The 25,296-nt window shown below is 59.5% G+C and carries 22 protein-coding genes and 1 tRNA gene; 13 read left to right on the forward strand and 10 right to left on the reverse strand.

Annotation, left to right across the window (positions count from 1 at the left end; genetic code table 11):
* Positions 1-103 precede the first annotated feature (103 nt).
* A complete protein-coding gene (locus FFS64_RS09280) occupies positions 104-1,021 on the reverse strand; it encodes a LysR family transcriptional regulator (RefSeq protein WP_137805114.1) in 918 nt (305 codons plus the stop codon).
* A 103-nt stretch (positions 1,022-1,124) separates the two neighbouring features.
* Here FFS64_RS09280 and FFS64_RS09285 point away from each other — a divergent pair, with 103 nt between their 5' ends.
* Together FFS64_RS09285 and FFS64_RS09290 are read left to right on the forward strand one after the other, a co-directional pair.
* Complete coding sequence (locus FFS64_RS09285; RefSeq protein WP_137805115.1) at positions 1,125-2,867, forward strand: amidohydrolase; 1,743 nt, start codon at positions 1,125-1,127, stop codon at positions 2,865-2,867.
* Positions 2,868-2,986: 119 nt separating this feature from the next.
* Positions 2,987-3,724: a TorF family putative porin gene (locus FFS64_RS09290; RefSeq protein ID WP_137805116.1), complete on the forward strand. Its 738-nt coding sequence runs from the start codon at positions 2,987-2,989 to the stop codon at positions 3,722-3,724.
* A gap of 45 nt (positions 3,725-3,769) precedes the next feature.
* On the opposite strand, the gene FFS64_RS09295 is transcribed toward FFS64_RS09290, so the two are convergent.
* Positions 3,770-4,738, reverse strand: coding sequence for a Gfo/Idh/MocA family protein (locus FFS64_RS09295; protein WP_137805117.1), 969 nt, complete (start codon positions 4,736-4,738; stop codon positions 3,770-3,772).
* Between the two features lie 8 nt (positions 4,739-4,746).
* Positions 4,747-5,634 carry a Dyp-type peroxidase gene (locus tag FFS64_RS09300; RefSeq protein ID WP_137805118.1) on the reverse strand — a complete coding sequence of 296 codons (888 nt, stop codon included), beginning with the start codon at positions 5,632-5,634 and terminating at the stop codon, positions 4,747-4,749.
* Between the two features lie 333 nt (positions 5,635-5,967).
* Here FFS64_RS09300 and FFS64_RS09305 point away from each other — a divergent pair, with 333 nt between their 5' ends.
* The gene (locus FFS64_RS09305; protein WP_137805119.1) at positions 5,968-7,593 is read left to right on the forward strand and encodes an NADP-dependent glyceraldehyde-3-phosphate dehydrogenase; all 1,626 of its coding nucleotides are present in this window, start codon (positions 5,968-5,970) and stop codon (positions 7,591-7,593) included.
* A 115-nt stretch (positions 7,594-7,708) separates the two neighbouring features.
* Here the strand turns inward: FFS64_RS09305 and FFS64_RS09310 are convergent, their stop codons facing one another.
* The gene (locus FFS64_RS09310; RefSeq protein WP_137805120.1) at positions 7,709-8,602 is read right to left on the reverse strand and encodes a DMT family transporter; all 894 of its coding nucleotides are present in this window, start codon (positions 8,600-8,602) and stop codon (positions 7,709-7,711) included.
* Positions 8,603-8,738: 136 nt separating this feature from the next.
* Between FFS64_RS09310 and FFS64_RS09315 the strand changes: the two genes are divergently transcribed.
* A complete protein-coding gene (locus FFS64_RS09315) occupies positions 8,739-9,176 on the forward strand; it encodes an Lrp/AsnC family transcriptional regulator (RefSeq protein WP_095195338.1) in 438 nt (145 codons plus the stop codon).
* Between the two features lie 65 nt (positions 9,177-9,241).
* On the opposite strand, the gene FFS64_RS09320 is transcribed toward FFS64_RS09315, so the two are convergent.
* Positions 9,242-9,913, reverse strand: coding sequence for a Bax inhibitor-1/YccA family protein (locus tag FFS64_RS09320; RefSeq protein ID WP_137805121.1), 672 nt, complete (start codon positions 9,911-9,913; stop codon positions 9,242-9,244).
* 123 nt (positions 9,914-10,036) lie between these two features.
* Here FFS64_RS09320 and FFS64_RS09325 point away from each other — a divergent pair.
* A tRNA-Ser gene (locus tag FFS64_RS09325) sits at positions 10,037-10,124 on the forward strand.
* Positions 10,125-10,553: 429 nt separating this feature from the next.
* Here FFS64_RS09325 and FFS64_RS09330 read toward each other — a convergent pair.
* On the reverse strand, positions 10,554-11,288 hold the full coding sequence (locus tag FFS64_RS09330) for an SDR family oxidoreductase (protein ID WP_137805122.1): 735 nt from the start codon (positions 11,286-11,288) through the stop codon (positions 10,554-10,556).
* A gap of 181 nt (positions 11,289-11,469) precedes the next feature.
* Positions 11,470-12,414, reverse strand: coding sequence for an AraC family transcriptional regulator (locus FFS64_RS09335; RefSeq protein WP_137805123.1), 945 nt, complete (start codon positions 12,412-12,414; stop codon positions 11,470-11,472).
* Positions 12,415-12,701: 287 nt separating this feature from the next.
* Between FFS64_RS09335 and FFS64_RS09340 the strand changes: the two genes are divergently transcribed.
* From FFS64_RS09340 to FFS64_RS09360, 5 genes are all read left to right on the forward strand, one after another.
* Complete coding sequence (locus FFS64_RS09340; RefSeq protein WP_137805124.1) at positions 12,702-13,466, forward strand: SDR family NAD(P)-dependent oxidoreductase; 765 nt, start codon at positions 12,702-12,704, stop codon at positions 13,464-13,466.
* Positions 13,467-13,641: 175 nt separating this feature from the next.
* A complete protein-coding gene (locus FFS64_RS09345) occupies positions 13,642-13,854 on the forward strand; it encodes a hypothetical protein (RefSeq protein ID WP_137805125.1) in 213 nt (70 codons plus the stop codon).
* Positions 13,855-13,878: 24 nt separating this feature from the next.
* On the forward strand, positions 13,879-14,136 hold the full coding sequence (locus FFS64_RS09350; RefSeq protein WP_137805126.1) for an Atu4866 domain-containing protein: 258 nt from the start codon (positions 13,879-13,881) through the stop codon (positions 14,134-14,136).
* 81 nt (positions 14,137-14,217) lie between these two features.
* Positions 14,218-15,135, forward strand: coding sequence for an AraC family transcriptional regulator (locus tag FFS64_RS09355; RefSeq protein WP_137805291.1), 918 nt, complete (start codon positions 14,218-14,220; stop codon positions 15,133-15,135).
* Positions 15,136-15,525: 390 nt separating this feature from the next.
* Positions 15,526-16,659 (forward strand): aminotransferase class V-fold PLP-dependent enzyme, encoded by a 1,134-nt coding sequence (locus FFS64_RS09360; protein ID WP_137805127.1) that lies wholly within the window; start codon positions 15,526-15,528, stop codon positions 16,657-16,659.
* Between the two features lie 197 nt (positions 16,660-16,856).
* Here the strand turns inward: FFS64_RS09360 and FFS64_RS09365 are convergent, their stop codons facing one another.
* Complete coding sequence (locus FFS64_RS09365) at positions 16,857-17,093, reverse strand: hypothetical protein (protein ID WP_137805128.1); 237 nt, start codon at positions 17,091-17,093, stop codon at positions 16,857-16,859.
* 973 nt (positions 17,094-18,066) lie between these two features.
* Here FFS64_RS09365 and FFS64_RS09375 point away from each other — a divergent pair.
* Positions 18,067-20,193 carry a TonB-dependent receptor domain-containing protein gene (locus FFS64_RS09375; RefSeq protein WP_137805130.1) on the forward strand — a complete coding sequence of 709 codons (2,127 nt, stop codon included), beginning with the start codon at positions 18,067-18,069 and terminating at the stop codon, positions 20,191-20,193.
* 22 nt (positions 20,194-20,215) lie between these two features.
* On the opposite strand, the gene FFS64_RS09380 is transcribed toward FFS64_RS09375, so the two are convergent.
* On the reverse strand, positions 20,216-21,172 hold the full coding sequence (locus FFS64_RS09380) for a threonine dehydratase (RefSeq protein WP_137805131.1): 957 nt from the start codon (positions 21,170-21,172) through the stop codon (positions 20,216-20,218).
* Between the two features lie 96 nt (positions 21,173-21,268).
* Here FFS64_RS09380 and FFS64_RS09385 point away from each other — a divergent pair, with 96 nt between their 5' ends.
* Positions 21,269-22,078, forward strand: coding sequence for a helix-turn-helix transcriptional regulator (locus FFS64_RS09385; RefSeq protein ID WP_137805292.1), 810 nt, complete (start codon positions 21,269-21,271; stop codon positions 22,076-22,078).
* Between the two features lie 14 nt (positions 22,079-22,092).
* On the opposite strand, the gene FFS64_RS09390 is transcribed toward FFS64_RS09385, so the two are convergent.
* Positions 22,093-24,114, reverse strand: a complete 2,022-nt coding sequence (locus tag FFS64_RS09390; RefSeq protein ID WP_137805132.1) for an alkyl/aryl-sulfatase — start codon at positions 24,112-24,114, stop codon at positions 22,093-22,095.
* Positions 24,115-24,260: 146 nt separating this feature from the next.
* On the opposite strand from FFS64_RS09390, the gene FFS64_RS09395 reads away from it, so the two are divergent.
* Complete coding sequence (locus tag FFS64_RS09395) at positions 24,261-25,232, forward strand: LysR family transcriptional regulator (protein WP_137805133.1); 972 nt, start codon at positions 24,261-24,263, stop codon at positions 25,230-25,232.
* Positions 25,233-25,296: the final 64 nt, after the last annotated feature.

Genomic DNA, 25,296 nt, shown 5'->3' on the forward strand with positions numbered 1-25,296 from the left:
TGATGCACTGTAGGAGCTAGCTTGCTCGCGATGGACGTCAACGATAACGCGTAAAACCAGATACCCCGCGGCGTCCTCGGGTTTTTCGCGAGCAAGCTCGCTCCTACAGTGGCAGGGAATCGGCCAGATAAGCGGTGATGTAATCGATAAACGCCAACACCTTGGCCGTGGCCCGTCGATGGCTGGGGTACACCGCCAGGATGTACGGACCAAAGGTGTCCGGGTCGATGTCATAGTCAGCCATCACCCGCACCAGTCGCCCGTCGGCCAGATACGGCGCGGCACTCCACAATGGCGTGTGCAGCAACCCGCGCCCGGCCAAGGCATTGGCCAGCAGCAAATCGTAATTGTCGCTGCGCAAGCGTGGCGACCGGGGCTGCGGCAAACTCAGGCGCTGACCACTGCGCTCGGCCCACCAGAACTCGCGGCTGAGCAACGGGTGGCGATACAGCAACCACTCGTGCTCATCGAGGGTTTGCGGGGTGACCGGCAGCCCCTTGCGCGCCAGGTACTCGGGACTACCGCACAGCGCCAGGCGATTGCTGCCGACAACACGGGCGATCAGTCCCGGCAAGTCGTCATGGCCTTCGCGCAAGGCCAGGTCGTAGCCGCTTTCCAGCAGATTGACGAAGTCATCGCACAGGTCCACTTGCAGGTTGATCTGCGGGTATTGCTCAAGAAAACCGCCGCACACCTGATCGAGAAAAGCCTGCCCATACGCCAGCGGCGCGGTGATTTTCAGGCTGCCGCGCAGGCCGTGTTGCAACTGCTCGATTTCCTCGCCGGCCTCGTCCAGTCGCTGCAACACCTGACGCGCCGTTTCCAGATAGAGCCGCCCCGATTCCGTCAGCGAAATCCGCCGGGTACTGCGCTCGAACAAACGCGTACCCAGTTCCGCCTCCAGGTGATTGACCGCTTTGGTCAGGGCCGACGGCGTCTTGCCCAATTGCTCGGCAGCGCGACTGAAGCTGCCTAATTGCGCCGTGACCACGAACATTTTCAGCGCACCCAACTTGTCCATTCTTTTTCCATTCAGGCAAAAATGTTTTTCGTGAGCGAGGCGTTCTGCCGGGCTCGGCAAGCCACTAATCTGGCCATCAGACGCAATAACAAGGAAACATTCAATGAAAAGATTCATCCCGAATCTATTGATGGCCGCCGTGAGTTTTGCCTCGCTGGAAGCCATGGCAGCGGCTGATCTGGTGGTTTTCAATGGCAAGATCTTCACCGCAGACCGCAGCCAGCCCCAGGTTCAGGCCTTGGCGGTGCAGGACGGCAAAGTGCTGCAAGTCGGCAGCGATGCACAGATCAAGGCGTTGATCGAATCGGGAACCCGGGTCATCGACCTGGGCGGCAAGACGCTGATGCCCGGCTTGATCGACAGCCACTCCCACGCCATTTTCGGTGGCCTGGAAAGGGTCTCGGCGAACATGGAAGACGAGGTGGTCGACCTCGATGAGCTGGAAAAACGCTTGCGTGCCTGGCGTGACGACGGCAAGGCGAAGCACGGCGATGTACTCAGCGTGGCCGGCATGAGTTCGGCCTACTGGGCGCAGTCCGAAGCCTTGGGCAAGAAATTCAACAGCGGTGAATGGGCCAGCGTGCCCGTCGTCTTCACCGGCAGCGACCACCACACGGCTTGGGCCAACGACTTGATGCTCAAGCGCGCCGGTGTCGATGCCGCGCTGATCAAGTCTTTGCCGGCGGCTGAAGACGGCACCATTGGCAAGCTGAAGGACGGCAATCCCAACGGGTTTCTGGTGGACGCCGGCTGGGACCGGGTTGCCTCGAAAATGCCGGCACCTAGCGCCGCCGACATGCTCAAGGCAGCGCAAACCGCGGTGAGCTACAACAACAGCCTCGGCATCACCGCGTGGATGGACCCCGCCGCCAACGCCGCGCCGGGCGAGCCGGTGTTCGCCCTCAAGCCCACGGAGAAAACCGTCGGCGTGCTGCCGGTGTACAAGGCACTTTCGCAAAGCGGCGGCATGACCGCACACGTCGCCGCGCTGCTGGTGGCCAATCCGAAAAGCGTACCGGCCGATCTCGACACCCTGGACAAGGTTCGCCAGCAATTTCAGGACGTCCCCAACCTGACCTTGCCGGGCATCAAGATCTTCGCCGACGGCGTGATCGAATACCCGGCGCAGAGTGCAGCGATGATCGATCCCTACAGCAACTCGCACAAACAGGGCGAACTGTTGATCGATCCGAAGCGTTTCGGCGAATTGGTCAGCGCCATCGATCAACGGGGCTGGCGGGTGCACATTCATGCCATCGGCGACCGAGCGGTGCGCGAGTCATTGAACGGTATCGAACAGGCGCGCAAGGACCGCCAGAGCGGCGTCACCCACTCCATCACCCACCTGCAGATGGTCAACCCGAAAGAATTCGCCCGCTTCAAGCCGCTTGATGTCATCGCCTCGATGCAACTGCTCTGGGCCAGCGCCGACGACTACACCACGGACATGATCAAGCCTTACGTCAGCGCCCTGGCCTTCCGTTACCAGTACCCGGCGCACTCGCTGCTCAAGCAGGGCGCAACCATCGCCGGGGCCAGCGACTGGCCGGTGTCCTCGCCCAACCCGTGGAATGCCATGGCCCAGGCCATCACCCGTGACGGTCCGTTGGGGGTACTCAATGCCGATGAGCGTCTTGACCGCGAAACCATGTTCTACGCCTACACCCTCAATGCCGCCCGGACCATTGGCCTGGACCAACAGATCGGCTCGTTGAGTGCCGGCAAGCAAGCGGATTTCATCGTGCTCGACCGTGACGTGTTCAGCGTCGACAACAAGGCCCTGCACGATACCCAAGTGCTGCAGACCTGGTTCGCCGGTCGCCAGGTCTACGCCGCTACCCTCTAAGAAAAATCCACCCATCCGCAGCCCTGCCTCGCGTTTCGACACGAGGCCCGGCGCAGCTTTGCCTGCCGTACATCCACAACAGCCTTGCCCATAACAATCACAATAACGGGAAACACCCCATGAAAGCTTCCACCCTGCTCGCCCTCGGGACCTTGAGTTTGCTGCCCTTGAGCAGCCAGGCCGTGCCCTTGAACGATGACTTCGCCCTGCTGCTCGACGTGACCCTGGCCAGCGACTATCGCACCCGCGGTATCTCCCAGACCCAGAACGACCCGGCCCTGCAAGGCGCCATGACCCTCGCCCATACCAGCGGCCTGTACCTGGGCGCCTGGAGTTCCAACGTCGACTATGGCGGCGGCCTGAAAACCCGCCAGGAAATCGACTACTACGCCGGTTGGCTGTGGCAGGCCACCGACGCGGTCAGCCTTGATGTCGGCTATCTCAAATACACTTACCCGAGGGAGAGCCAGTTCAACCAGAGTGAGGTCTACGGCATTCTCAGCGTCCATGGCGTAAAACTCGCGGCCTACTACTCCGCCGATGCACCGGGCATCGACAGCAAGCAGAATTCGCTCTACAGCTATGTCGGTTACGAGACCGAATTGCCCCACGACGTTGGCTTGAAACTGCGCTACGGCATGATGGATTTCAAGGACCCGCACCTGTATTCGCGTTCGGGCAAGGCCGAGGATTCGTACCGCGAATGGGAAGTCAAGCTGACCCATGAACTGGCCGGCGTGATGCTGGGGCTGAGTTACATCGACACAGATCTGTCGAAGAGCCAGTGCACCAGCAACTGGGGGTTTGATGATGTGTGCAGTGCGACTGTGGTGGCGAGTGCCAGCAAGTCTTTCTGACCACCACTAACACCCTGTGGAACGAGCCTGCTCGCTCCCACAGGTTTAGTGGCGCTTGAGGATTTGGTCCATGACCCAATCTGTCTTCAGCGCCTCTGCGGCCAGCGCTGGATGCCGGGCTTCACCACGAATATGAGCATTCATGCTCAACACGTGATGCCACTGGATATGCTCATGATGCTCGATGGTCAGGCTGAGTCGCTCATCGGTCTCAAGCTCTACCGGCTGTTCGTCGAACACCGAAAAGCTGATCCGGCCTTTGCTGCCAATCACCTCGACCCGATCCTCACGCCGATCCGCCACGAAGTTCCAGCAGCCCATGCCCAGCGCTCCCCCGGCAAACCGCCAGCTGGCGCTGACGGCATCCTCGGCGGCATACAAACCCGCCTGCCGCGCGGTGAACCCGGCGACTTCGACGATATCGCCCAGCAGGTACTGGAACAGGTCGAAGCCATGGCTGGCGAGGTCAGCGAAATAACCGCCGCCGGCAATCGAAGGATCAGTGCGCCAGTTATCCGTACCGCCAAGATCGGCCGGCGACGGGGCTTTGGTCAACGTCCAGCTCAGGTGCCGAACCTCGCCGATCCGCCCGTCCTCCAGCCACTGCCGCACCTGCTGGAAGCGCGGCAACGAACGCCGGTAGTAAGAAACAAACAGGTGCAGCCCGGCATCGGCAAAAACCTTTTGCATCTCACGGCTTTGCCCGGCGTGCAGCGCCATCGGTTTTTCGACACAGCAATGCTTGCCTGCGGCGGCCACCTTCAGGGCGTAAGCGTGATGGCTGTCGGGGGGCGTGGCAATGTACACCGCGTCGACTTCGGGATCGTTGATCAACCCATCAACGTCGGTGTAGATCCGGGCGATGCCGTGACGCGCGGCGTAATCGCTGACCGCTTCCAGACGCCGCCCCATCACCGCCACTAGCGCCGAACCGGGTGCCTTGTAAAAGGCCGGCCCGCTCTTGCGCTCGGCAACGCTGCCGCAACCGATCATGCCCCAACGCACCACGTTCATCGTCATGCTCAGCCGATGCGCAAGGCGCGCAGATCCAGGCGACCGTCTTTCAGCGGCGGGCACCAGTAGTAGCCACCGGTGATCGGCCGGCTGATACGGTACAGACCGTCGGTGATGCCATCTTCCAGACCGCTCATGCGTCGCAGCTGGACTTCGAAGGCGTCGAGGGAGAATCCGAATGCCAGGAACATCAGGCCGGCGCGATCGTCTTCGATCCATGGCATCGAACGGCGGACCACGAATGCCTCAGGGGCGAAGCTTTCCTGGGCGGTACGTTTGACGTGGGCAGAGATCGGCGCGTCATCGAGTTCCTCGTTGTCGCTCAAGCGCCGGCCCATGATGTCGTCCGTTTCGTGGGACGGCATTGCGTGGAAACGCTTGAGATCATGCTGCCACTGCTGGATCGCGGCAAAGCTGCCGCCAACCGTGCCTTCAGCGCCCTCGCCCACCAACGCCGCAGCCGCGGCCGCTTCGTCGCGAGGGTTCTCGGTGCCATCTTCGTAGCCGGTCAGGTCATGGCCGTCGCGGTGGCGGAAACCTTCGGTCACCTGCACCAGGCGCAGGGCCGGTGCCAATGCAGCGGCAAAAACGTGGCTGCGATTGAGCAATTCGCCACGGTCGGTACCGTGCAACCAGCACCACAGCGCGTGTTGGGTCGACGGGTTATCCACGCCCACGCCGCTCATCGCCGGGAACGTCCGCAGCCCTTCGATATTGCCATCCAGGGCCTTGACCAGGGACTCACCAAAACCGACCACAGCCGACGTGCCGTCCACCAGTTGCACCAACTTGTCGAGCGCGGCCGGCAGATCGGCAGCGGATTCGAGGGCGAAGAACATATGGCGGGCGTGAGGCGGAACAGGGGTGGCGAGGATGCCCGGCTGGTAGTGACTCATGTGAACTCCTTTAGAAAGAACGCGAAGTTTAACCGCAGCACTGGCCGTTGTGTGGACTGAGGTCAAAAGTAGCGTTTCAAGAATCGCGCAAAGCAGTCTACGCTTGTGACACAAGATCCAGACCCTCAACCCCTCTATTCTGCCCATCGCCGCTCGATTGACTGAAAAAATCGGGTGATCCGTCATGGAAATTAACTGTAGGCGCGAGCTCGCTCGCAAAAAATCCAGAGGCGCCGCAGGGCATCTGATTTTTAAGCGTTATCGTTCACGACCTTCGCGAGCAGGCTCGCTCCCACAGAGGGCCTGGCTCGCCAACTCACACGGGGTAGCGACATGAGCACAGCAGATCTCCTTGGCAACCTGTTTCCCGAGGCCGGCAGCATCCCGGAAAAATACCGTCTGGACGGCCAGATCGAGCAGCGTGAATACCTGGTCGACGGCACCCTGAAAACCTGGCCGGGCGCCCTCGCCACAGTGCGCAGCCCGGTGTACCTGAGCACCGCATCAGGTGACGAACAAGTCATCCTCGGCAGCACGCCGCTGCTGGACGCCGACACCGCACTGACCGCCCTCGACGCTGCCGTCCGCGCCTACGATCGCGGCCAGGGTCTGTGGCCGACCATGCGCGTGGCCGAGCGCATCCAGCATGTCGAAACCTTCCTGGGGCGCATGCGCGAACAGCGCGAGGCCGTCGTCAAGCTGCTGATGTGGGAAATCGGCAAGAACCTCAAGGATTCGGAAAAAGAGTTCGACCGCACCTGCGATTACATCGTCGACACCATCAACGCCCTGAAAGAACTCGACCGCCGCTCCAGCCGCTTCGAACTGGAACAGGACACCCTCGGCCAGATCCGCCGCGTACCGATGGGCGTGGCGTTGTGCATGGGGCCTTACAACTATCCGTTGAACGAAACCTTCACCACGTTGATTCCGGCGCTGATCATGGGCAACACCGTGGTATTCAAACCGGCCAAGCTCGGCGTGCTGCTGATTCGCCCGCTGCTGGAAGCGTTCCGCGACAGCTTCCCGGCCGGGGTGATCAACGTGATCTACGGCAGTGGTCGCGAGACCGTGAGCGCGCTGATGGCCAGCGGCAAGATCGATATCTTTGCGTTCATCGGCACCAACAAGGCCGCCAGTGACTTGAAGAAACTGCATCCGCGCCCTCACCGCCTGCGCGCGGCGCTGGGGCTGGACGCGAAGAATCCCGGCATCGTCCTGCCGGAAGTGGATCTGGATAACGCCGTGAACGAAGCGGTCACCGGCTCCCTGTCGTTCAACGGCCAGCGCTGCACCGCGCTGAAAATCCTTTTCGTCCACGAAGACGTGGTCGATGCTTTTATCGAGAAATTCAACGCCAAACTGGCCTCGCTCAAACCCGGCATGCCGTGGGACAGCGGCGTGGCCCTGACGCCCCTGCCGGAGTCGAGCAAGGTCGATTACCTGCACGCGCTGGTGGCCGATGCCGTCGGCAAAGGCGCGAAAGTGGTGAACCCCCATGGCGGCGAGGCCCGCGCGTCGTTCTTCTACCCGGCGGTGCTGTACCCGGTGACGCCACAGATGCGCGTCTACCAGGAAGAACAGTTCGGCCCGGTGGTGCCGATCGTGCCGTACCGTCATCTGGACACGGTGATCGATTACGTTCTGGAGTCGGACTTCGGCCAGCAGTTGAGCATCTTCGGCACCAACCCGGTCGCTGTCGGCCGACTGGTGGACACCTTCGCCAACCAGGTCGGGCGCATCAACCTCAATGCCCAGTGCCAGCGCGGCCCGGACACCTACCCATTCAATGGACGCAAAAATTCCGCCGAGGGTACGTTGTCGGTGCATGACGCGTTGCGGGTGTTTTCGATCCGTACGTTGGTGGCGACCAAGTTTCAGGAGACTAACAAGGATCTGATCAGCGAGATCATCAGCGGGCGCAGTTCGAGCTTTTTGACCACTGATTACATTTTCTGAGGAGCGCGAATCTGAGTACCACCCTGCCACCGCTGCTGCGCCGGTACTGCGTCCGTTGCTGGACTCGTATCGGCGCTATCGTATGCACTGCGTCGCGCTGGAACATCCGAGCGGTTTACGGGGTAACCGTCCGCCGAAACTTCAAGCTCCAGCCCTGCTGCATGCCGGCGGCGGCCAGCAGAATCGCAGCTACCCCGATCCATTGCAGCGGTTCCAGGCGATGGCCGAAGGCAAACCAGTCGACGAAGATCGCCGCGATCGGATAGATGAACGACAGTGCGCCGGTCAATGCCGTCGGCAGTTTCTGGATCGCGCCGTATAGCAGCACGTACATCACGCCGGTGTGCACGATGCCCAGGGTGACCAGGCTGCCCCAGGCGCTTGCCTCCTGTGGCAGGGCCGAAAAGTGCGCGAATGGCGCGAGCAGCAACACGCCGGTGCTGACCTGAACCAACGCAATCAAGTGTGGCGGCGTGCCGGTCAGGCGCTTGATGATCAACGCGGCGATCGCGTAGAGGAACGCAGCACCCAAGGCCAGAACGATACCTATCAGATACTCGTTACCGCTCTCGCCCTCCCCGCCATGTGCACTGACGATCGCCAGCATTCCGAGAAACGAAACACCCAGCCATGCCAGCTTCTGCAGCGTAACTTTCTCGTTGAGGAAGACCGCGGCCAGGCCCACCAGCATGAACGGTTGCACGTTGTAGACTGCGGTGCCGATGGCAATCGAAGCGCGGGAATAGGAAGCGAACAACAATACCCAGTTGCCGACGATCGCCACACCACTGAATACGGCCAACAGGAACGTGGTGCGAGTCAGGATGCCGGGGCGCAGGAAGCCGAATGCCGCGCAAATCAACAGCAGCGCACCGGCCCCGAACAGGCAGCGCCAGAACACCACGTCCAGCACCGGTTGTCCCGACACCAGCACAAACCAGCCGATGGTCCCGGAGATCAGCATGGCGGCGGTCATTTCGAACGAGCCGCGACGTATTGTTTTGTCCATTTCCAGACTCCTCTGTTAGTGGGCAAAGTATGCCAATCAGCCGAGGCGCTTCTCCAGCGCAAAAATCAGGCTAAACTCGTAATCTGCCTTTTTTATAAAGGCAATTCTGAAAAAATGCCTAATAGAGGTTTTCGCCATGACCGATGACATCGACCAAGTGCTGATCACGGCATTGATGGAAGACTCGCGACGCTCGCTCAAGGCCCTGGCACACCTCAGCGGCCTGTCCTCACCCAGCGTTGCCGAACGCCTGCGCCGCCTCGAGGAACGTGGCGTACTCAAGGGCTACACCGTTGAAATCGACCCGAAATGCTTTGGCTATCAACTCCAGGCCATCGTGCGCGTTCGCCCGCTGCCGGGTCAGTTGCAGGAAGTGGAACGGCAGATCATGGCCATTCCCGAGTTCACCGAGTGCGACAAGGTGACCGGTGACGATTGCTTCATCGCGCGCCTGCACGTTCGCTCGATGGAACAACTGGATACCCTGCTCGATCGTCTCAACACCCACGCCGAAACCAACACCGCGATCGTCAAGAAAACCCCGGTCAAACGCCGGCTACCGCCAATGGCATAGTTCTCTCATCAAATTGCAGACAAGAAAAAACCCGCCGAAGCGGGTTTTTTGCTTAACGCTGACAATCAGTCATCACGGCTCATGATGCCGAACAACTGCAACAGGCTGACGAACAGGTTGTAGATCGATACATACAGGCTGATGGTCGCCATGATGTAGTTACGCTCGCCGCCGTGAATGATGGCGCTGGTCTGGAACAGAATGCAGACCGAGGAGAACAGCACGAAACCTGCGCTGATCGCCAGTTGCAGACCGCTGATCTGGAAGAAGAAGCTGGCAACCACTGCACCCAGCAACACGAAGAAACCCGCAGTGATGAAGCCACTGAGGAAACTCATGTCCTTGCGGGAGATCAGCACGTAGGCCGACAGACCACCGAACACCAGTGCCGTCATGGCAAAGGCCGAGCTGACCACTTCAGCGCCGCCCTGCATGCCCAGGTAACGGTTGAGGATCGGGCCGAGCAGGAAACCCATGAAACCGGTCAGGGCAAATGCCGACACCAGGCCCCAGGCGGAATCACGGAGTTTGTTGGTGAGGAAGAAAAGGCCATAAAAGCCGATCAGCACCACGAAAATGTTCGGGTAGCCGACACGCATCTGCTGGGCAACGTAGGCCATCACACCGCTGAAGGCGAGCGTCAGTGCCAGCAAGCCATATGTGTTGCGCAGGACGCGGCTAACCTCTAGCTGCTCAGCCTGCAAGCTGTTATTAACTGCGTAATCCTGTTCGCGCATGGCGACACTCCTGTTGGTTTGTAACGTTCAGTCGCAAAGATCATAACAGACGCTCTGTAACAAGCTATGCAGAGAGTTTGACAGTGTGTTTCATTCAGGTATTATGGCGCCCGCAACGCAAACGGAGGTGTGGCCGAGTGGTTTAAGGCAACGGTCTTGAAAACCGTCGACTGTAACAGGTCCATGAGTTCGAATCCCATCGCCTCCGCCATCTTCATACGACAGAGCCCTGATTATTCAGGGCTTTGTCGTTTCTGCAGCATGCAATTTCTGCTGCACCCTCTCTGGATCGTTTCCGCTTCTTTTGGGTCATTTCCCCAACCCTACCTCTGCGCGCCCTTTTCCCACCCAAATCAAATAGCTTGACCAAAAAGTGAAGCATACGTTTGATGGTGTGCAATAGGCAGCTTGCGGCCGAGGCTGTGTAAAAACGTTTTTGAGCGCGACAGGTACTCAAAATCGGACTGGAAATCGCGTTTCTACGCGAAATCCACATCTGCTGACGTGCCGATAAATTTCAGATTTAACGTAGATGCGCATACTTCAATTTTGGTGAAGCGTTTTTACACACTCTGGGCCGAGAGCAGCCGCTCATGAACGACTGCCTCCGAACCAGGGTGCGCCTTGCTCCCAAAACTGCTCAGTGTGGGCTGGCGGTCGGACGAACCACAATCTCACTCACATCAACATCGTCGGGCTGCTCGATGGCATAGGCGAGCGCTCGCGCAATGGCGTCTGCGTTGAGCGCCACACGCCGGAAGGCTTTCATTTCCTCGCGGGCCAAATCATCCGAAATCGTATCCGCCAGTTCGGACTCAACGACCCCCGGGCACACCACGGTGACCCGGATCTTGTCCGTTTCCTGCCGCAGACCATCCGAGATAGCCCTGACTGCGAATTTGGTCGCGCAGTACACCGCGGCTGTCGGAGAAACCGCGAGGCCACCAATCGACGAGATATTAATGACCTGACCGAAACCTTGCGCCTGCATGTCCGGCAAGACGGCGGCAATACCGTGCAGTACTCCGCGAACGTTGACATCGAGCATCTGGTTCCATTCGTTGACCTTCAACGAGGCCAGGGGAGACAGAGGCATCACGCCCGCGTTGTTGATGATCACATCGACCTTGCCATGTTGCGTTTTGGCGAATGCCACGAATGCGTGCATGGATTGCAGATCCGTAACGTCCAGTGCGCAGGCACTTGCCGAGCCACCTTCGGCCTGGATCTCGCGCACTAGTTTTTCCAGACGCTCGGTACGGCGGGCGCCGAGTACCACATGGGCACCTTTGGCGGCGATCAACCTCGCCGCCGCTTCGCCAATACCACTGCTTGCACCGGTAATCAGGACGACTTTGTTGTGAATGTTCGACATATCCGTAGCTCCTGCTGTATGCATTGAAGTTCAGCGCCGACCGCTGAAGGCGCGGGCGTTGCTGCGGGGTACGTCGGAAAGATTAAGGGCACGGGCCTCGTCGACGCGTGCCAAAACCTGCGCAACTTTTGCCTATTCGTGTCTGTGTGCATCGTCTGCAAAACATGTAACGCAGCGACGCTCAAGCCCCACGGAACTCGCTGGGCGTTACGCCCACCTCACGACGAAATACCTGGGAGAAGTGACTGGGGCTTGAGTAGCCGACCTCCAGCCCAACGTCGATGACGCTGCGCCGGGTCTCCAGCAACAGGTGCCGTGCGCGAACCATGCGCAAGCGGATGAAGTACTGTGAAGGCGACAGTCCCGTCGCACGCTTGAACATTCGGCTGAAGTGGTATTCACTCAGTTCGGCCAACCTGGCCAGCTTTTCCAGGCTGAACTCAGCGCCCAGATCCGCGCTCATGGCGTCAGTGACTTTGCGCAGTTTGTAGGCTTGCAAGGCATTGACCCGACGCCCGGGCCGGGTATCTGCGAGATAGCTGCGCACCAGATGTACGACCAGCGCCTGCGCCAGAGAGCGGGCGAAAAGCGAGCTGGGCGAGCGTTCCAGGACCAGTTCGTTGCGCAACTGCTCCATGACAAACGCGACGCGCCCGTCCCGTCCCCCTGAAACATCGCGCAAACGCACAGGCCCGGCGTGCTCACCCAACAGTTCTCGAGACGCTTGCTCGATCAGCGGCAGCCCCAGATAAAGATGCATGACTTCGAAGGTATCGCCTCCGTGAGTCCGCCAGCGCATTTCATAAGGCTCATCGGAACTGGTGAGGAAAAAATCGCCAGCGCTGACCTCTGCCGCTTCCCACTCCCCACCCAGCACGCGCTCCTCCACCCTCGCCGCCCCCGCCAGAACCAGGACGAGCAGCGGTTCCACCACCGCAGGCACGAGAATGGGCTCAATGACGCTGCGATGGGTAAACAGCTGAATCACGATGTCCTTGATTTCCCGGCACGGTGGTAACGCCTGCGGTTCGCCTGGCAGGTATTCACGCATCGACTCCCCTGTGATGCGCAAGTCTTGGGAGGAAGTCGACATCTGTGCCAGGGACGTTCGCCTGGTGTTTGTCATGAACACGTCCTTTTCATACTCGGTTGTGCAAAGCCAGACAGCCTTCACCAGGCACTTGCCCGAAATCTGCGCGTTGAGTCCGGATCAATGATATCGGGCTTTCCCCGTTGGTTGAATCGAGCACCGAACCTCCCTCACTGACATTCGGCGCAAAACCCCGACAGCGTGGGCAATCTCACGAAAGCCGACCTCGCCTCGCTGCGAGACAGTAGGCCCGTCGCCGATGACAGCGCCTTGCGGGCGCCGACCCGGCTTATCCCCTGCTCGATCAAACGCTGGAGTACATCATGACCGATATCAAGAACAGCAAGCCAAACGAAGTGGCCGGTAAAGTCGCTCTGGTCACTGGCGCGGCCAGTGGAATCGGCAAGGCCATCGCACTGCTGCTGCATGCCCGCGGCGCCAAGGTCATCGCCGAAGATATAAACCCTGAGGTGGAGGCGCTGGTTCGCCCTGGTCTGGTACCGCTGGTGGCCGACATCACTCAGGACGGGGCAGCCGAGCGCGCGGTCGCATTGGCCGTCGAGCAGTTCGGTCGACTGGACATCCTGGTCAATAACGCCGGCATCATCATCAACAAGCTGGTCATCGACATGACTCGCGAAGACTGGGAGCGCATTCAGGCGGTCAATGCCACGGCAGCATTTCTGCATAGCCGCGAAGCGGTCAAAGCGATGATGCCTAATAAATCCGGTTCGATCGTCAACATCGCGTCCTACGCCTCCTACTTCGCCTTCCCCACCATTGCCGCCTACACCGCCTCCAAAGGCGCGCTTGCCCAACTGACGCGCACCCTGGCGCTTGAGGTCATTGGCCACGGCATCCGCGTCAATGCCGTCGGTGTGGGGGATGTGGTGACCAACATCCTCAACGATGTGGTCGACGATGGCCCTGCATTTCTCGCCCAACATGGCGAGGCCGCGCCGATCGGCCGCGCTGCACAACCGGAAGAAATCGCCGAAGTGGTCGCGTTCATCGCCTCGGACCGTGCCAGCTTCATGGTCGGTTCGGTGGTCATGGCAGACGGCGGCATGACCGTCACGGCCGGGTGAGCCACCGCAGGAAGGAGCTGGCAGGCACTTCGGCAAGCCAAGAGGATCAGGCAAATCTGCGGCAGTTTCGTCCTAACGCCGCTCCGCTCGGCTACGTAATCTGAAAATACGCAACGGACGCAGACACAGGCCACGGCAGGCCACTCAGCTGAACTACGTCAACGAGGACTGAACAATGAAAAACGCAAAACGGCTTTCCCTTTCACTGGCGATCAGCGCGATCGTTGCTTGCGCGGTCAGCCTCTCCCCTACCAGCCTGTACCTGGCCGCAGACGGTGCTGATCGAACTCCCGGCATGCGGGTGTCTGAAGGCGGCAGTGACCGCACTCCGGGTTTTCGCGTTGCCGAAGACGGCTCAAACCAGACTGCGCTGGGTCATATCGGCTAAGCCTGCCATCGAGGAGAAAAACTGATGAAAAATGCAAAACAAGCCACGCCTGATCATAGTTACGCAGGCATGTGGGTCACCGCTGATGGATTCATCCGTCACGAGCTACTGGCGACTGGGCGTTACGACGAGGCTCGTGGTAAAAATAAGAGCGCCTACCAGGGCCGCTACGAAATGGTGGGGGACTACATCCAGTACTGGGACGATAGCGGCTTTACCGCTGATGGCCACTTTCATGACGATGTGCTGTATCACGCCGGCATGATTCTTTATCGGCAATGAGCAATTTGATGATGTCGGGTGAATATCGTCTGCCTGGAAAGTTTCAGGCAGACGCTCATGAACACTTGTGAGAGCCTTGAAATGGAACAGAGCGATGCTTTCATCCTTCAGAACACGGCCATCTACCGTGACGAACTGGTTCGCTTGCTGACGCAACGGTTTACCGCACCCGGGATCTATGAGACCGCCATAGCGCCCCTGCATGTCATCCGTTTTGACGCGCCTTCGGAGCTTATCCATACCGTGCACAAGCCGGCACTTTGCCTGATCGTGCAAGGACAAAAAGAAATCGGCCTGGGCGACGACCATTACCTGTACGACCCGCTCAGTTACCTGGTGGTATCGGTGACGCTTCCGGTTTCCGGTCGCGTGCTGATGGCCCGCCCGGAGGCGCCCTACCTGTGTATCCGTTTTGATTTCGAGGCCACGGAAATCGCTCAGGTCATCGCCGATGCTCCCCCGACGGGCGTCCCGGACGAGCCGGAACTTGGCCTTTTCCTTGAAAAGGTCGATGTGCCCCTGCTGGAAACAATGCTTCGGCTGGTCCGGCTGCTGGAAACACCGAAAGACATCGGCATGCTCGCGCCCCTCGCCCTTCGCGAGCTGTATTACCGCCTCCTGCGAGGCGTGCACGGACGTCGTCTGTATGAGCTTGCCCTCGGTGACTCGCAAACGCGTCGGGTAACGCGGGCAATCGATTGGTTGAACAACCACTACACCCAACCCTTACGCATCGAAGAACTCGCCCGGGTCTCCAATTTGGGCAGCTCCACATTGCATCATCGCTTCAAGGCAGTGACGGCCATGAGTCCGCTGCAGTATCAAAAACAACTCCGCCTGCAGGAAGCCCGCCGCCTGTTGCTCGGCGAAGGGCTGGATGTGGCGAGTGCCTGCTATCGAGTGGGCTACGAAAGCCCGTCGCAATTCAGCCGGGAATACAGTCGCCAGTTTGGGTGTCCGCCATCAAGAGATACCAACCGAGTTCGCCGCCCTGCGTGAAAGTCTAACCGGCTGCCTACGGCTGATGAGGTTCTACTCGTTTAATAAGGTTAGAGTAGCTGTTGCCTCGGAACCTGATTCACCGAATAGCCCGCTTTCACTAAAGGTAGTTTTCGCCTATTGCTGCCGTTTGAATCCACAGCCGACTGCAGTCCATCGCGAGCGTGAGCAATGGGTCGGCTGCTGCCCTTCGTAACTGGTCGTTATCGACCGAACGTAAGGAGGCAGGCACCTTTAAGGCCCGCCCCCCCACAACTCAGCAGCCACCTGCGAGCATTGATGATGCCGGCCGCTCGACAGAAGTCGTAATTCAATCCCGAGCAATCTTGTCATTTGCCAAGGCTTAGGGCAGGGTCGATACCACTGAGATCTCTGCCAAAGGAGTCACCTATGTCAAAGCTATATCCCAGTATCGATCCCGAGGGGCTGGTCGAGTACTCAGTGGTCTACACCGACCGCTCGCTCAACCACATGTCGCAGTCATTTCAAGGCGTGATGAAGAACATTTCCAGCACCCTGAAACAGGTCTACAACGCCCAGGCTGTTGCGGTGGTCCCGGGCAGCGGCACATTCGGCATGGAAGCGGTGGCGCGACAGTTTGCCACCGACCAGCAATGCCTGGTGATACGCAACGGCTGGTTCAGTTATCGCTGGAGCCAGATCCTTGAGATGGGCAACATCCCGGCAGCCACCACGGTGCTGAAAGCCCGACCGGTCGACACGGGTCGCCAGGCTGCCTACGCCCCACCCCCTCTGGACGAAGTGCTGGCAGCCATTGCGGCGCACAAGCCGCAAATTGTCTTCGCCCCCCACGTTGAAACCTCATCAGGAATTATCCTGCCCGACGAGTACCTGCGGGCCGTCGGCGACGCCGTGCATGCGGTGGGTGGCCTGTTCGTGCTGGACTGCATCGCCTCAGGCGCGCTTTGGGTTGATATGCAGAAATGCGCAGTCGACCTGCTGATCAGCGCACCACAGAAAGGCTGGAGCGCCTCCCCTTGCTGCGCCCTGGTGATGCTCAGTTCTTTGGCCCTCGGGCGCATCGAACAGACGCAGAGCAGCAGCTTCGCCTGCGACCTGAAAAAGTGGCTTCAGATCATGCAGGCCTACGAACAGGGCGGACATGCCTACCATGCGACCATGCCCTGCGATTCCCTCGCGCGATTTAACGACGTGATGAAAGAGACGCAAGCCTACGGGTTCGACAAGGTCCGCAGCGAACAACAGACTCTGGGCGATCGGGTGCGCGCAATGTTGACCGGCAAAGGCATCAAAAGCGTGGCCGCAGCCGGCTTTCAGGCCCCTGGCGTAGTGGTGAGCTACACCGATGATGCCGGCATCAAGAGCGGCAAGAAATTTGCCGACCACGGCCTACAGATCGCCGCCGGAGTGCCGTTGCAATGCGACGAGCCGGCCGACTTCCAGACCTTCCGCATCGGTCTGTTCGGACTCGAAAAGCTGCACAATATCGAGCGCACGGTCAGCACCCTCGAGCAGGCACTGGACGAGGTGATGGTTGACTAAGCCCTCATCTTGCCCGCAGCACATACCGAACTAGTGAATTCCAGGACGGCATCCTGCCCTGGGCACTGCTGGCCCAGGGCGCTGATCTTCTACGAATATGACGCTGGTCGCCCGGACGTCATGTTAGAACAACAAAGCCCCGATTATTCAGGGCTTTGTCGTTTCTGGGGTTCGCGATCGAAAGACGCCGGATTGCATCAGTCGTCTCTGTCGTCACGATCACGATCACGATAACGACGGTGATCGCGATCATAGTCGCGACGATCGTATCGACGGTCATAACCCTGATCATCGTCATCCCTTTGGTCATACCCGCGGCGATGATCATGATCGTGGTATCGGCCGTACCTTTCTCCGTCATCCCAGTGATGGCCACAGCCTCCCAGCAAGAGAGAGCTTGAAATGGCCAGGATCATCATGACTGCGCGATTCATTTGAGTGTCCTAAAGGTCAGGGGGCATGAAACGGTGTGGCTGCTCGGAAATGTCTTTCGAACAGCGTTTAACCGTGGGTATGACCATTTAGTAACTCAATGATTCCTTTGGGAAATAAAGAGAAGCGGGTGATCAAGCCGACTGGAACTGTGCCTTCTGCGCTGGATAAAAAGTCCAGGCCCTGTTCTCCAGCGTTTTGGCTACTGTCCAGTCCTGAAATAGGGTTACACCTGTTTCACCCTGACGCCTGATGCACCGCCTTTCCAATCTGATGGGGCCAATCGCTCTTGACTTGAAAGCACCACTGGCTGGTCAGCCGTTTGCATATCACCTCTACGTAAAAACCCGGCACGATGGCCGGGTTTCATATTTTCGTCTTGCGATTTCAAGTTGATCTTGCAAACGAATTCCACTCCTCGATAGCCTCGTCTGCCGCAGACTTATGCTTTCGGATCGCATCCTGTTGTTCGTCAACGAAATCGCTTATGCAGCGCTTGTACTCTTCAGTATCAGACTCAAATTGATCTCGCTGATACTGGTCGTCAAACTCGTATGGAGTATCTGGCTGGTTACAGTCGTGAGATGGCGGATAAGCGTCCGCGAATGCGAGTGGAGTAAGCATCATTCCAACAAAAAGGAGCGTTCGCATCTTCCTTGCCTCACATAAAAAGGCCCGGCTTCGTGCCAGGCTTTGCTGTACAACCCCAACGCGTAAAATCGACAAGGTGGGCAAATACTCTCCCACTTCCTCAGTCAGTACAATGGCTATTTGCTATGCCGCAATCGCCGAATGACACAGGCTGTTTTTTCAGAACCCCTGCAGCAATTCGCAGGCAATCAGCCCTTGGCACCTCAACCGCCCCACCTATAACCGTTTACCTGGCCAAAAAAACAAAATCCCCATGTGTTTCCTTCGTTCCTCCATACGTCGCAGTTCTTCACTGCCCGTTCCTGTACGTCTGGAGTTCTCTCAATGCCCTCGCCCAATTCCCTGCCCGCTGCTTTGCTGGGCCTGGCCCTTGTCTGTCCGGCCATGGCCGAGGCCCAGGGCCTGGAGCTTGGACAAGTACTGATTGGGGCTGAGGACGGCAGTGGCGAAGACGTGTCGGTCGAGGACGCCAAGGCCCGGCTGGCCCAGGTGCCCGGTGGCACCAATGTGGTGGACATGCGCCGTACCCTGCAGGGTCGGGTAGCGAGTAACCAGGATGTGCTGGCTTATCAGCCGGGGATTTATGCCCAGTCTGCAGGCAACGAAGGGGTGAAGATTTCGATCCGTGGATCGGGGATCAACCGTGCCCCGGGCGCCCACGCTTCGGGGCTGTACACGATGCTTGATGGCCTGCCACTCACCGGACCTGGCGGTACACCCTATGAATTGCTGGAACCATTGTGGCTCGACCACGTGGAAGTGCTGCGCGGCGCCAACGGTTTCGACCGTGGCGCACTGGCCCTGGGCGGGGCCATCGATTACGTCAGTCACACCGGCTACGACGCACCCAAGTTGCAAGTGCGCTACGCGATGGGCAGCCATGGTTATCAGCAGCGCCAGGTCAGTTCCGGGCAGGTGCTGGGCGACTTCGATTACTACGTGGCCACGACCGACGCACGTTCCGATGGCTACCAGGACCACACGGCCAGTGAGAGTCAGGGCGTCATCGCCAATTTCGGCTATCGCTTCAACCCGAACCTGGAAACACGCTTCTACCTGCGCCACCGCCAGACTGACAACGACCTCGCCGGACGGGTGACCAAGCACTCCATCGAGCACGACCCACGGGCGGCCAACCCCACCTATGTCGCGCGCGATGACAGCCGTGACCAACCGGGCAGCACCTTTATCGGCAACAAGACAACGTTCTATCTCGATGACGATTCGAGCATCCAGACCGGCCTTGTCTACCACGACTATCCGATGGATTTGCGCGAGGGTCCCAACCGCCTGAAGGTGGCGTACACCGATGTCAGCGGCACCTTCGACTACAAGCGCCGCGACACCCTCTGGGGCCTGGAAAGCCAAAGCACCCTGGGTTTGCGCGTGACCAAGCACCTGCCCAATGCCGGCGCCAGCGAACGGGTGCGAATCCCCAGCGGCAACACTGCCGGTTACGCGCCGGGCACGCCCATGCGCAACTTCACCTACCAGGGTTCAGACACGGTCCTGCATGCGGGCAATGACCTGGAGATCGCCGAGGACCTGTGGCTGACCACCGGCCTGGCCGCCATTTACACCCGCCGTGAAAGCGCTGTGACTTACCCCGAGGGCGGTGGCAAGACCAGCCTCAACGACTGGGACTACGCGCCACGCCTGGGCCTGCGCTATCAGGTGACGCCTGATCTGCAACTGTTCGGCAATCTCAGCCGTTCGGTCGAAGGGCCACACCCGTGGTCGCTGATCTATAGCGCCAATCAGCGGTTCCCGGCCGGCAGCGGTCCTGCCACCGGTACGCAGCGTGATCCGATCGAACTGCAAAACCAGACAGCAACCACACTGGAACTGGGTGGACGCGGCGATAGCGTGGTGGGCCAGTGGAGCCTTTCCTGGTACTACGCCCAAGTGCGCCACGAACTGCTGTCGGTACTGCCGGATGCCAACACCACCACCCCCTATGAACTCAACGCCAGCCCTACCGTGCACCAGGGCGTGGAAGCCAGCCTGCAGAGCAACCTCTGGTCGCGGGACGATGGCGGCCAATTGAGCCTGCGCCAGAGCTATACCTTCAGTGACTTCCACTACCGCGACGACGACCGTTTCGGCGACAACCGCCTGCCGGGCCTGCCGATGCACTACTACCAGGGCGAACTGCGTTACGACTGGCCCCAGGGCTTTTTCGCCGCGCTCAACACGCAGTTAGTGTCCAAGGTGGCTGTGGATTACGCCAACAGCTATTACGCCGATCCCTACGCGCTGTTCGGTGCAACCCTGGGCTACAACGCGCCCAAGGGCGACTGGCAGACCTGGCTGGACATGCGCAACCTGACGAACAAGCACTACGCCGCCACCGTCACGCCGGGCTACGACGACAAAGGGCTGGATGCGGCACGCTCCACGCCGGGCGAGGGTCTTGGGGTGTATGTCGGGGTGTCGTGGAGCCTGCTCTGAGGGCTTGTACAGCCTCAAACATTCACGCAATCACTGTCGCATACACTGATCGGTCGATATTCCCGCCGGACAGGATCACACCCACCGTTCGACCGGCCATGGTTTCACGCTCCTGAATCAGCGCTGCCAGGGCCGCCGCGCCGGCGCCTTCAGCGAGGTTGTGGGTATCGGTGTAATAGACGCGCATGGCCTCGGCAATTTGCTCTTCGCTGACCGATACAATCCGCGCCGCAGCCGCCCCGTAGATGGCAAACGCTTCGGGAATCGGCTTGCGCACGGCCAGGCCGTCGGCAAAGGTATTCGCCGAGGCGGTTTCGCATAGGGCTCCAGCCTCAAATGACAGCTTCGCCGCCTCGGCTTCAGTGGAAACCACCCCCACTACCTCGGTATTCAGACCCAAGGCATCGCGGGCAGCGATCACTGCGCAAATCCCCGAACCACAACCAATGGGCACGTAGACGGTGTGCAGATCCGGTGCCGCCGTGAACAACTCGAGCGCATAGGTGGCCACACCCTTGACCAGCTCGGTGTGGAACGGCGGCACCAGATAGAGCCCATGTACTTGCGCCAGTCGCGCGGCCTCTTCGCGGGCCTCATCGAAATCGCGGCCATATTCCACCACCTCGCCGCCAAAGCCGCGCATGGCATTGTTCTTTTCTACCGAATTTCCCTGCGGCACCACTATCAACGCTCGCAACCCCAGCGCGCTGGCGGCCAGTGCCAGGCTCTGGCCATGATTGCCACGGGTAGCGGTGACTATGCCCTTCGCCTCTGGATGCGAGCGTTTGAGCCAGTGCATGAAGGTAATGCCGCCGCGCACCTTGAAAGCACCTGTAGGCGTGTGATTTTCGTGCTTGACCCACACCGTGCAACCCAGCCGCTCGGCCAGCAAGGGCCAAGGGTATTGGGCGGTGGCAGGCATCACCTGATAAACGTGGCGGGCAGCTTGTTCGATATCGTCGCGGGTCAGTGTGTGCATGGGTCATCCCCCTGAGGTTTTGCCCAGTCTAGACAGGAGCGCATCACCCCGGCTTTCAAAAAACTGACCTGACTTTTGTGTACTCTCTTCACTACTATGGTGTGCATGAGCCATCGAAACCGCCTGCTGCCCCCACTCCCCTCTGAACCGGTCCGTCGCATCGAGGCAGGCCCCTGGGCGATCGAATTGCTGCCCGGCGCCGCCTACGCTACCCGCTATGTCGCGAGCCAGGCGGCGATCGGCTTTGCCTTCGACAGCCAGCGAGGCCTGCACGCCATCGGCAGCGATCGAGTGCAGCCTTTCGACGCCCTGCCCAACGGCCTGGCATTCGTTCCCGCTGGCTGCGACGTGCTATCCGAATCAGCCAAGGGTGGTGAATACCTGCGGGTCGTGCGCACCGACGGCGCGCCGTTGACAGGGGATCGCGCCTTCAACAATCGCATTGATCCACAGGCCGTTGCCCTCGCGTTGCGCATGCGCGCCGCGCTGTTGCAGGCCTCGGTGGAGGACGATTGGGAGGCCTGGGCACTGGCATTGGCTGAACGGGCGACGGGCAATGAAAGCCGGCCGGTGGTGCCCCAGGGCTCGATCACCGGTAGCCGGATGCGCCTGCTCGACGAGTTCATCGACGCGGGCCTCGACGGCCCGCTGGGTATACCGGCAATGGCAGGATTGCTGGGATTGTCCGAAGGCTATTTCATGCGCGCGTTCAAACACGCAACGGGCAAAAGCCCGCACAGTTACCTGATCGACCGCCGCCTCGCCAAGGCCCGTGCCCTGATGCGCGATTCGACAGCCACCCTGGCACAAATCGCCCACGCCTGCGGCTTCAACTCCCAGGCGCACATGGCGACCACCTTCCGGCAGCGCCTGGGAATCAGTCCGATGCAGTTGCGCCAGAATTAACCGCGCAATCGAAGTTACTGCTTCGTACCCGGCAGTAATTCAAAGTCCGGGGTAAACGGGGTCATGGCGGCCATCAGCCGGGCGAACGGTTTGCGATCGCCTTCAAAGGTCGCCTTGCCTTGCGCGACGAGCTGGTCGAGGCTGGTCTGCTTCGCCATCACGCCTTCAAGCGCCGAGCGATCAAGGGTGAGGGTCAGATCGGCATTTTTTGCCTGCTGGCCCTTGAGGCTGGTCAGTGTTGAATTGCTCAGCTCCACCACGAATTGTTCACCATTGTCCGGCGTCTTGAGGTTCAGGACGAAATGCAAGTCCGCAACCTTGCTGCCGTCCAGGGAGATGCCGAGATACTCAAGCCACAACTCTGTGCTCATGGCGCGGACAATGTCGGGCCCGCCGGATTTGGGCGGCATCCCCTTAGGCATGCCGTGGCGCAATTCATAGGCCGCGGCAAGGAAGCTGTTGCGTACGCCGGCACTTTCCTTCTGATAGCCCACCTGCTCATAGACATCCGCCAGCAGGTCCTTGGCCTGGCTGTTTTGCGGTTCGGCATACACCAGCTTATTGAGAATTTCATAAGCTTCGCGGTATTTGCCCTGATCGAACAAGGCTTTGCCCTTGGCCATGATCTTTGCCGCGCCGCCCATCATTTCGACGTACAGCGGTGCCGAATCCTTCGGTGACAGCGGCATCAGCGTGGCCGGGTTGGCATCCCAATAACCCAGGTATCGGTTGATCACCGCGCGGCTGTTGTGTTCTTCCGAGCCGTGATAGCTATGCGTCGCCCAGTTGTTCTTCAGGCTCTCGGGCAACTTGTAGACATTCTGGATCTCGTTGATCGTGACGCCCTGGTTCGCCGCATGCAGGACGGCATTGTTCAGGTTGGCATAGGCATCACGTTGCGCGCGCATCACTTGTTGAATCCGCTCATTGCCCCAGCGCGGCCAATTGTGCGCGGCGAGCATCACATCAGCCTGCTGGCCGTAGCGATACAGGGCGTTGTTGATGTTCTTTGACCACACCAGCGGATCACGAACCAAAGCACCGCGCAGGGTGTAGATGTTGTGAATGGTGCCGGTGATGTTCTCGGCAGCCCAGAACGCCTTGAATTGCGGGAACCAGGTATTCATTTCCGACGGTGCTTCGGTGCCAGGCGTGTTCTGGAACTCCATTTGCACCCCGTCGATGGTCAGGCTTTCGAAATCCTTTTCGATGTATCGATTAGGTGCAATCAGGCCCATGTTGCCGGCGGCGGCGTTTTTTCCGATTGCCATGTCGACATGACCGTAGGGACTGCGCGGCAACAGCAGGCCGTATTGAAAGAACGCGCGTCGGGTCATGGCATTGCCGGCGTAAACGTTTTCAGCCACCGCATGTTCCATGAAGCCCACGGGGGCGATCAGCGCGACCTTGCCGCTGCGCACGTCCGCTTCCTCGATGACGCCACGGACACCGCCAAAGTGGTCCGCGTGGGAGTGAGAAATCACCACGGCCACCACCGGGCGCTTGCCCAGCTTTTCATTGATGAATTCCAGCGCCGCCCTGGCGGTTTCCTTTGAGGTGAGGGTGTCGAAAACTATCCAGCCGGTATCGCCCTTGATGAACGTGATATTGGCCAGGTCAAAGCCGCGTATCTGATAAATCCTGTCCGGCACCACCTCGTACAAACCATAGGCCATGTTGAGCAAAGCCTGGCGCTGCAACGAAGGATTGACCGTGTCGAAGTCTTTGCCGTCCAGCAGGAAGTTGTAGCTGCCCATATTCCAGGCGACGTTCCCCGCTTCGGCCATGATCTTGTTGTAGGGCGGTGCTGCGATGAAGCCTTTTTTGGCTTCTTCAAAATCGCGCTTGTCTGCAAAAGGAAGCGTTTCGCGCACACCTTTCTGAAATTCAATGGTGTACGTCGACGGCGATTTTCCTTTGTTATCGAAATGCTCGATCGCGGCCGGCACGGCAGTTGTCTGAGTAGCAAAAAGGGTGGGGCTGAAGCCCGTAGACAGTGCGATGGCCAGAGCGCAACCGAGGGTCTTGTTATTCATGAAGTGTTCCTTCGCCAGGAGTGTCGATGCCGTTGATGGCACGGGCTTGTTCTTGCTCGTCTTGACCCGCCCGGCAAGGAATAGCATATTCATTTGATTACGAAAAATTCCGTTTTATTCGATTTCGATAACATAAAGGTTATGGCATGACCCCACGCCGCTTACGCCAGTTTCTGGCACTGATTGAACATGCACATTTTGGTCAGGCAGCCAAAGCGTTGGGCGTTTCGCAACCGGCGCTAAGTAAAAGTATTCAGCTACTTGAGCAGGAGCTCGGCGTTACTCTGTTCGACCGACGCACCGACGGCGTGTCCCTGACGGCGTTTGGTCAAGTGCTGCAGGGAAAAAGCCAGCGTTTATTGATGGCCGAAGAAGACCTTCGGCGGGACATCGCCCTGCTGGCCGTTGGCGACATCGGCACACTCAAAGTGGCATTGGGGCCGTACCCCAGTGTCATCAGCGGCTATCGCGCCATTGCCCGGTTGCATGCCCGATATCCGCGCCTCAAGGTGACGGCCCATGTCGCCGGGTGGCGGGATGTTGCGCACCAGGTCGCCAGCGGTGCAGTTGATTTGGGGATCGCTGAAATCAGCGCCTTGCAAGGCGGTGAAGAATTCAATTGCGAGCTACTGGGTGAACATCAGGGGCGACTTTTTTGCCGACCCGACCATCCGCTGCTTTCGCAACGCTCTCTGAAGCGGTCGCAAACACTCGATTATCCTTGGGTGGCGTCGCGTATTCCTTCCCGCCTGGCCGGCCTTCCGCTGCCCGCAACGCCAGGCTGCGCCGGCGCCTATGACACGGTGACTGGCGATTTCGTGCCTGCGATTGAAATTGACGTCCCCATGCAGATCGTTCAATTCGTGGCGAACAGCAATGCACTGGCAGTCGGCACTTTGTCAGCCTTTGAACGAGAGTTGCTGGCGGGTGAAATCGTACTGCTGCCGCTCCACGATCAGGCGTCGTACAGCCGTTACGGTTTTATCTCTCTCAAAGAGCGCTCGCTGCCTCCTGCCGTGGAGGCTTACATGCGCGAAGTGCGAGCGGTGGAAGAGGAAGTTACCCGGCGCGAACGTGAGCTGGCCGACTTGATGATGATGGAGCGGAATGGGGGTTAGTCATCGAGGTCAGACCACGATATTGATATTGCCGAGCGTCAGCTTTTGGGCCGGTCTCAACCTT

The organism is Pseudomonas sp. G(2018) (genome assembly GCF_005502415.1).
Lineage (GTDB): Bacteria > Pseudomonadota > Gammaproteobacteria > Pseudomonadales > Pseudomonadaceae > Aquipseudomonas.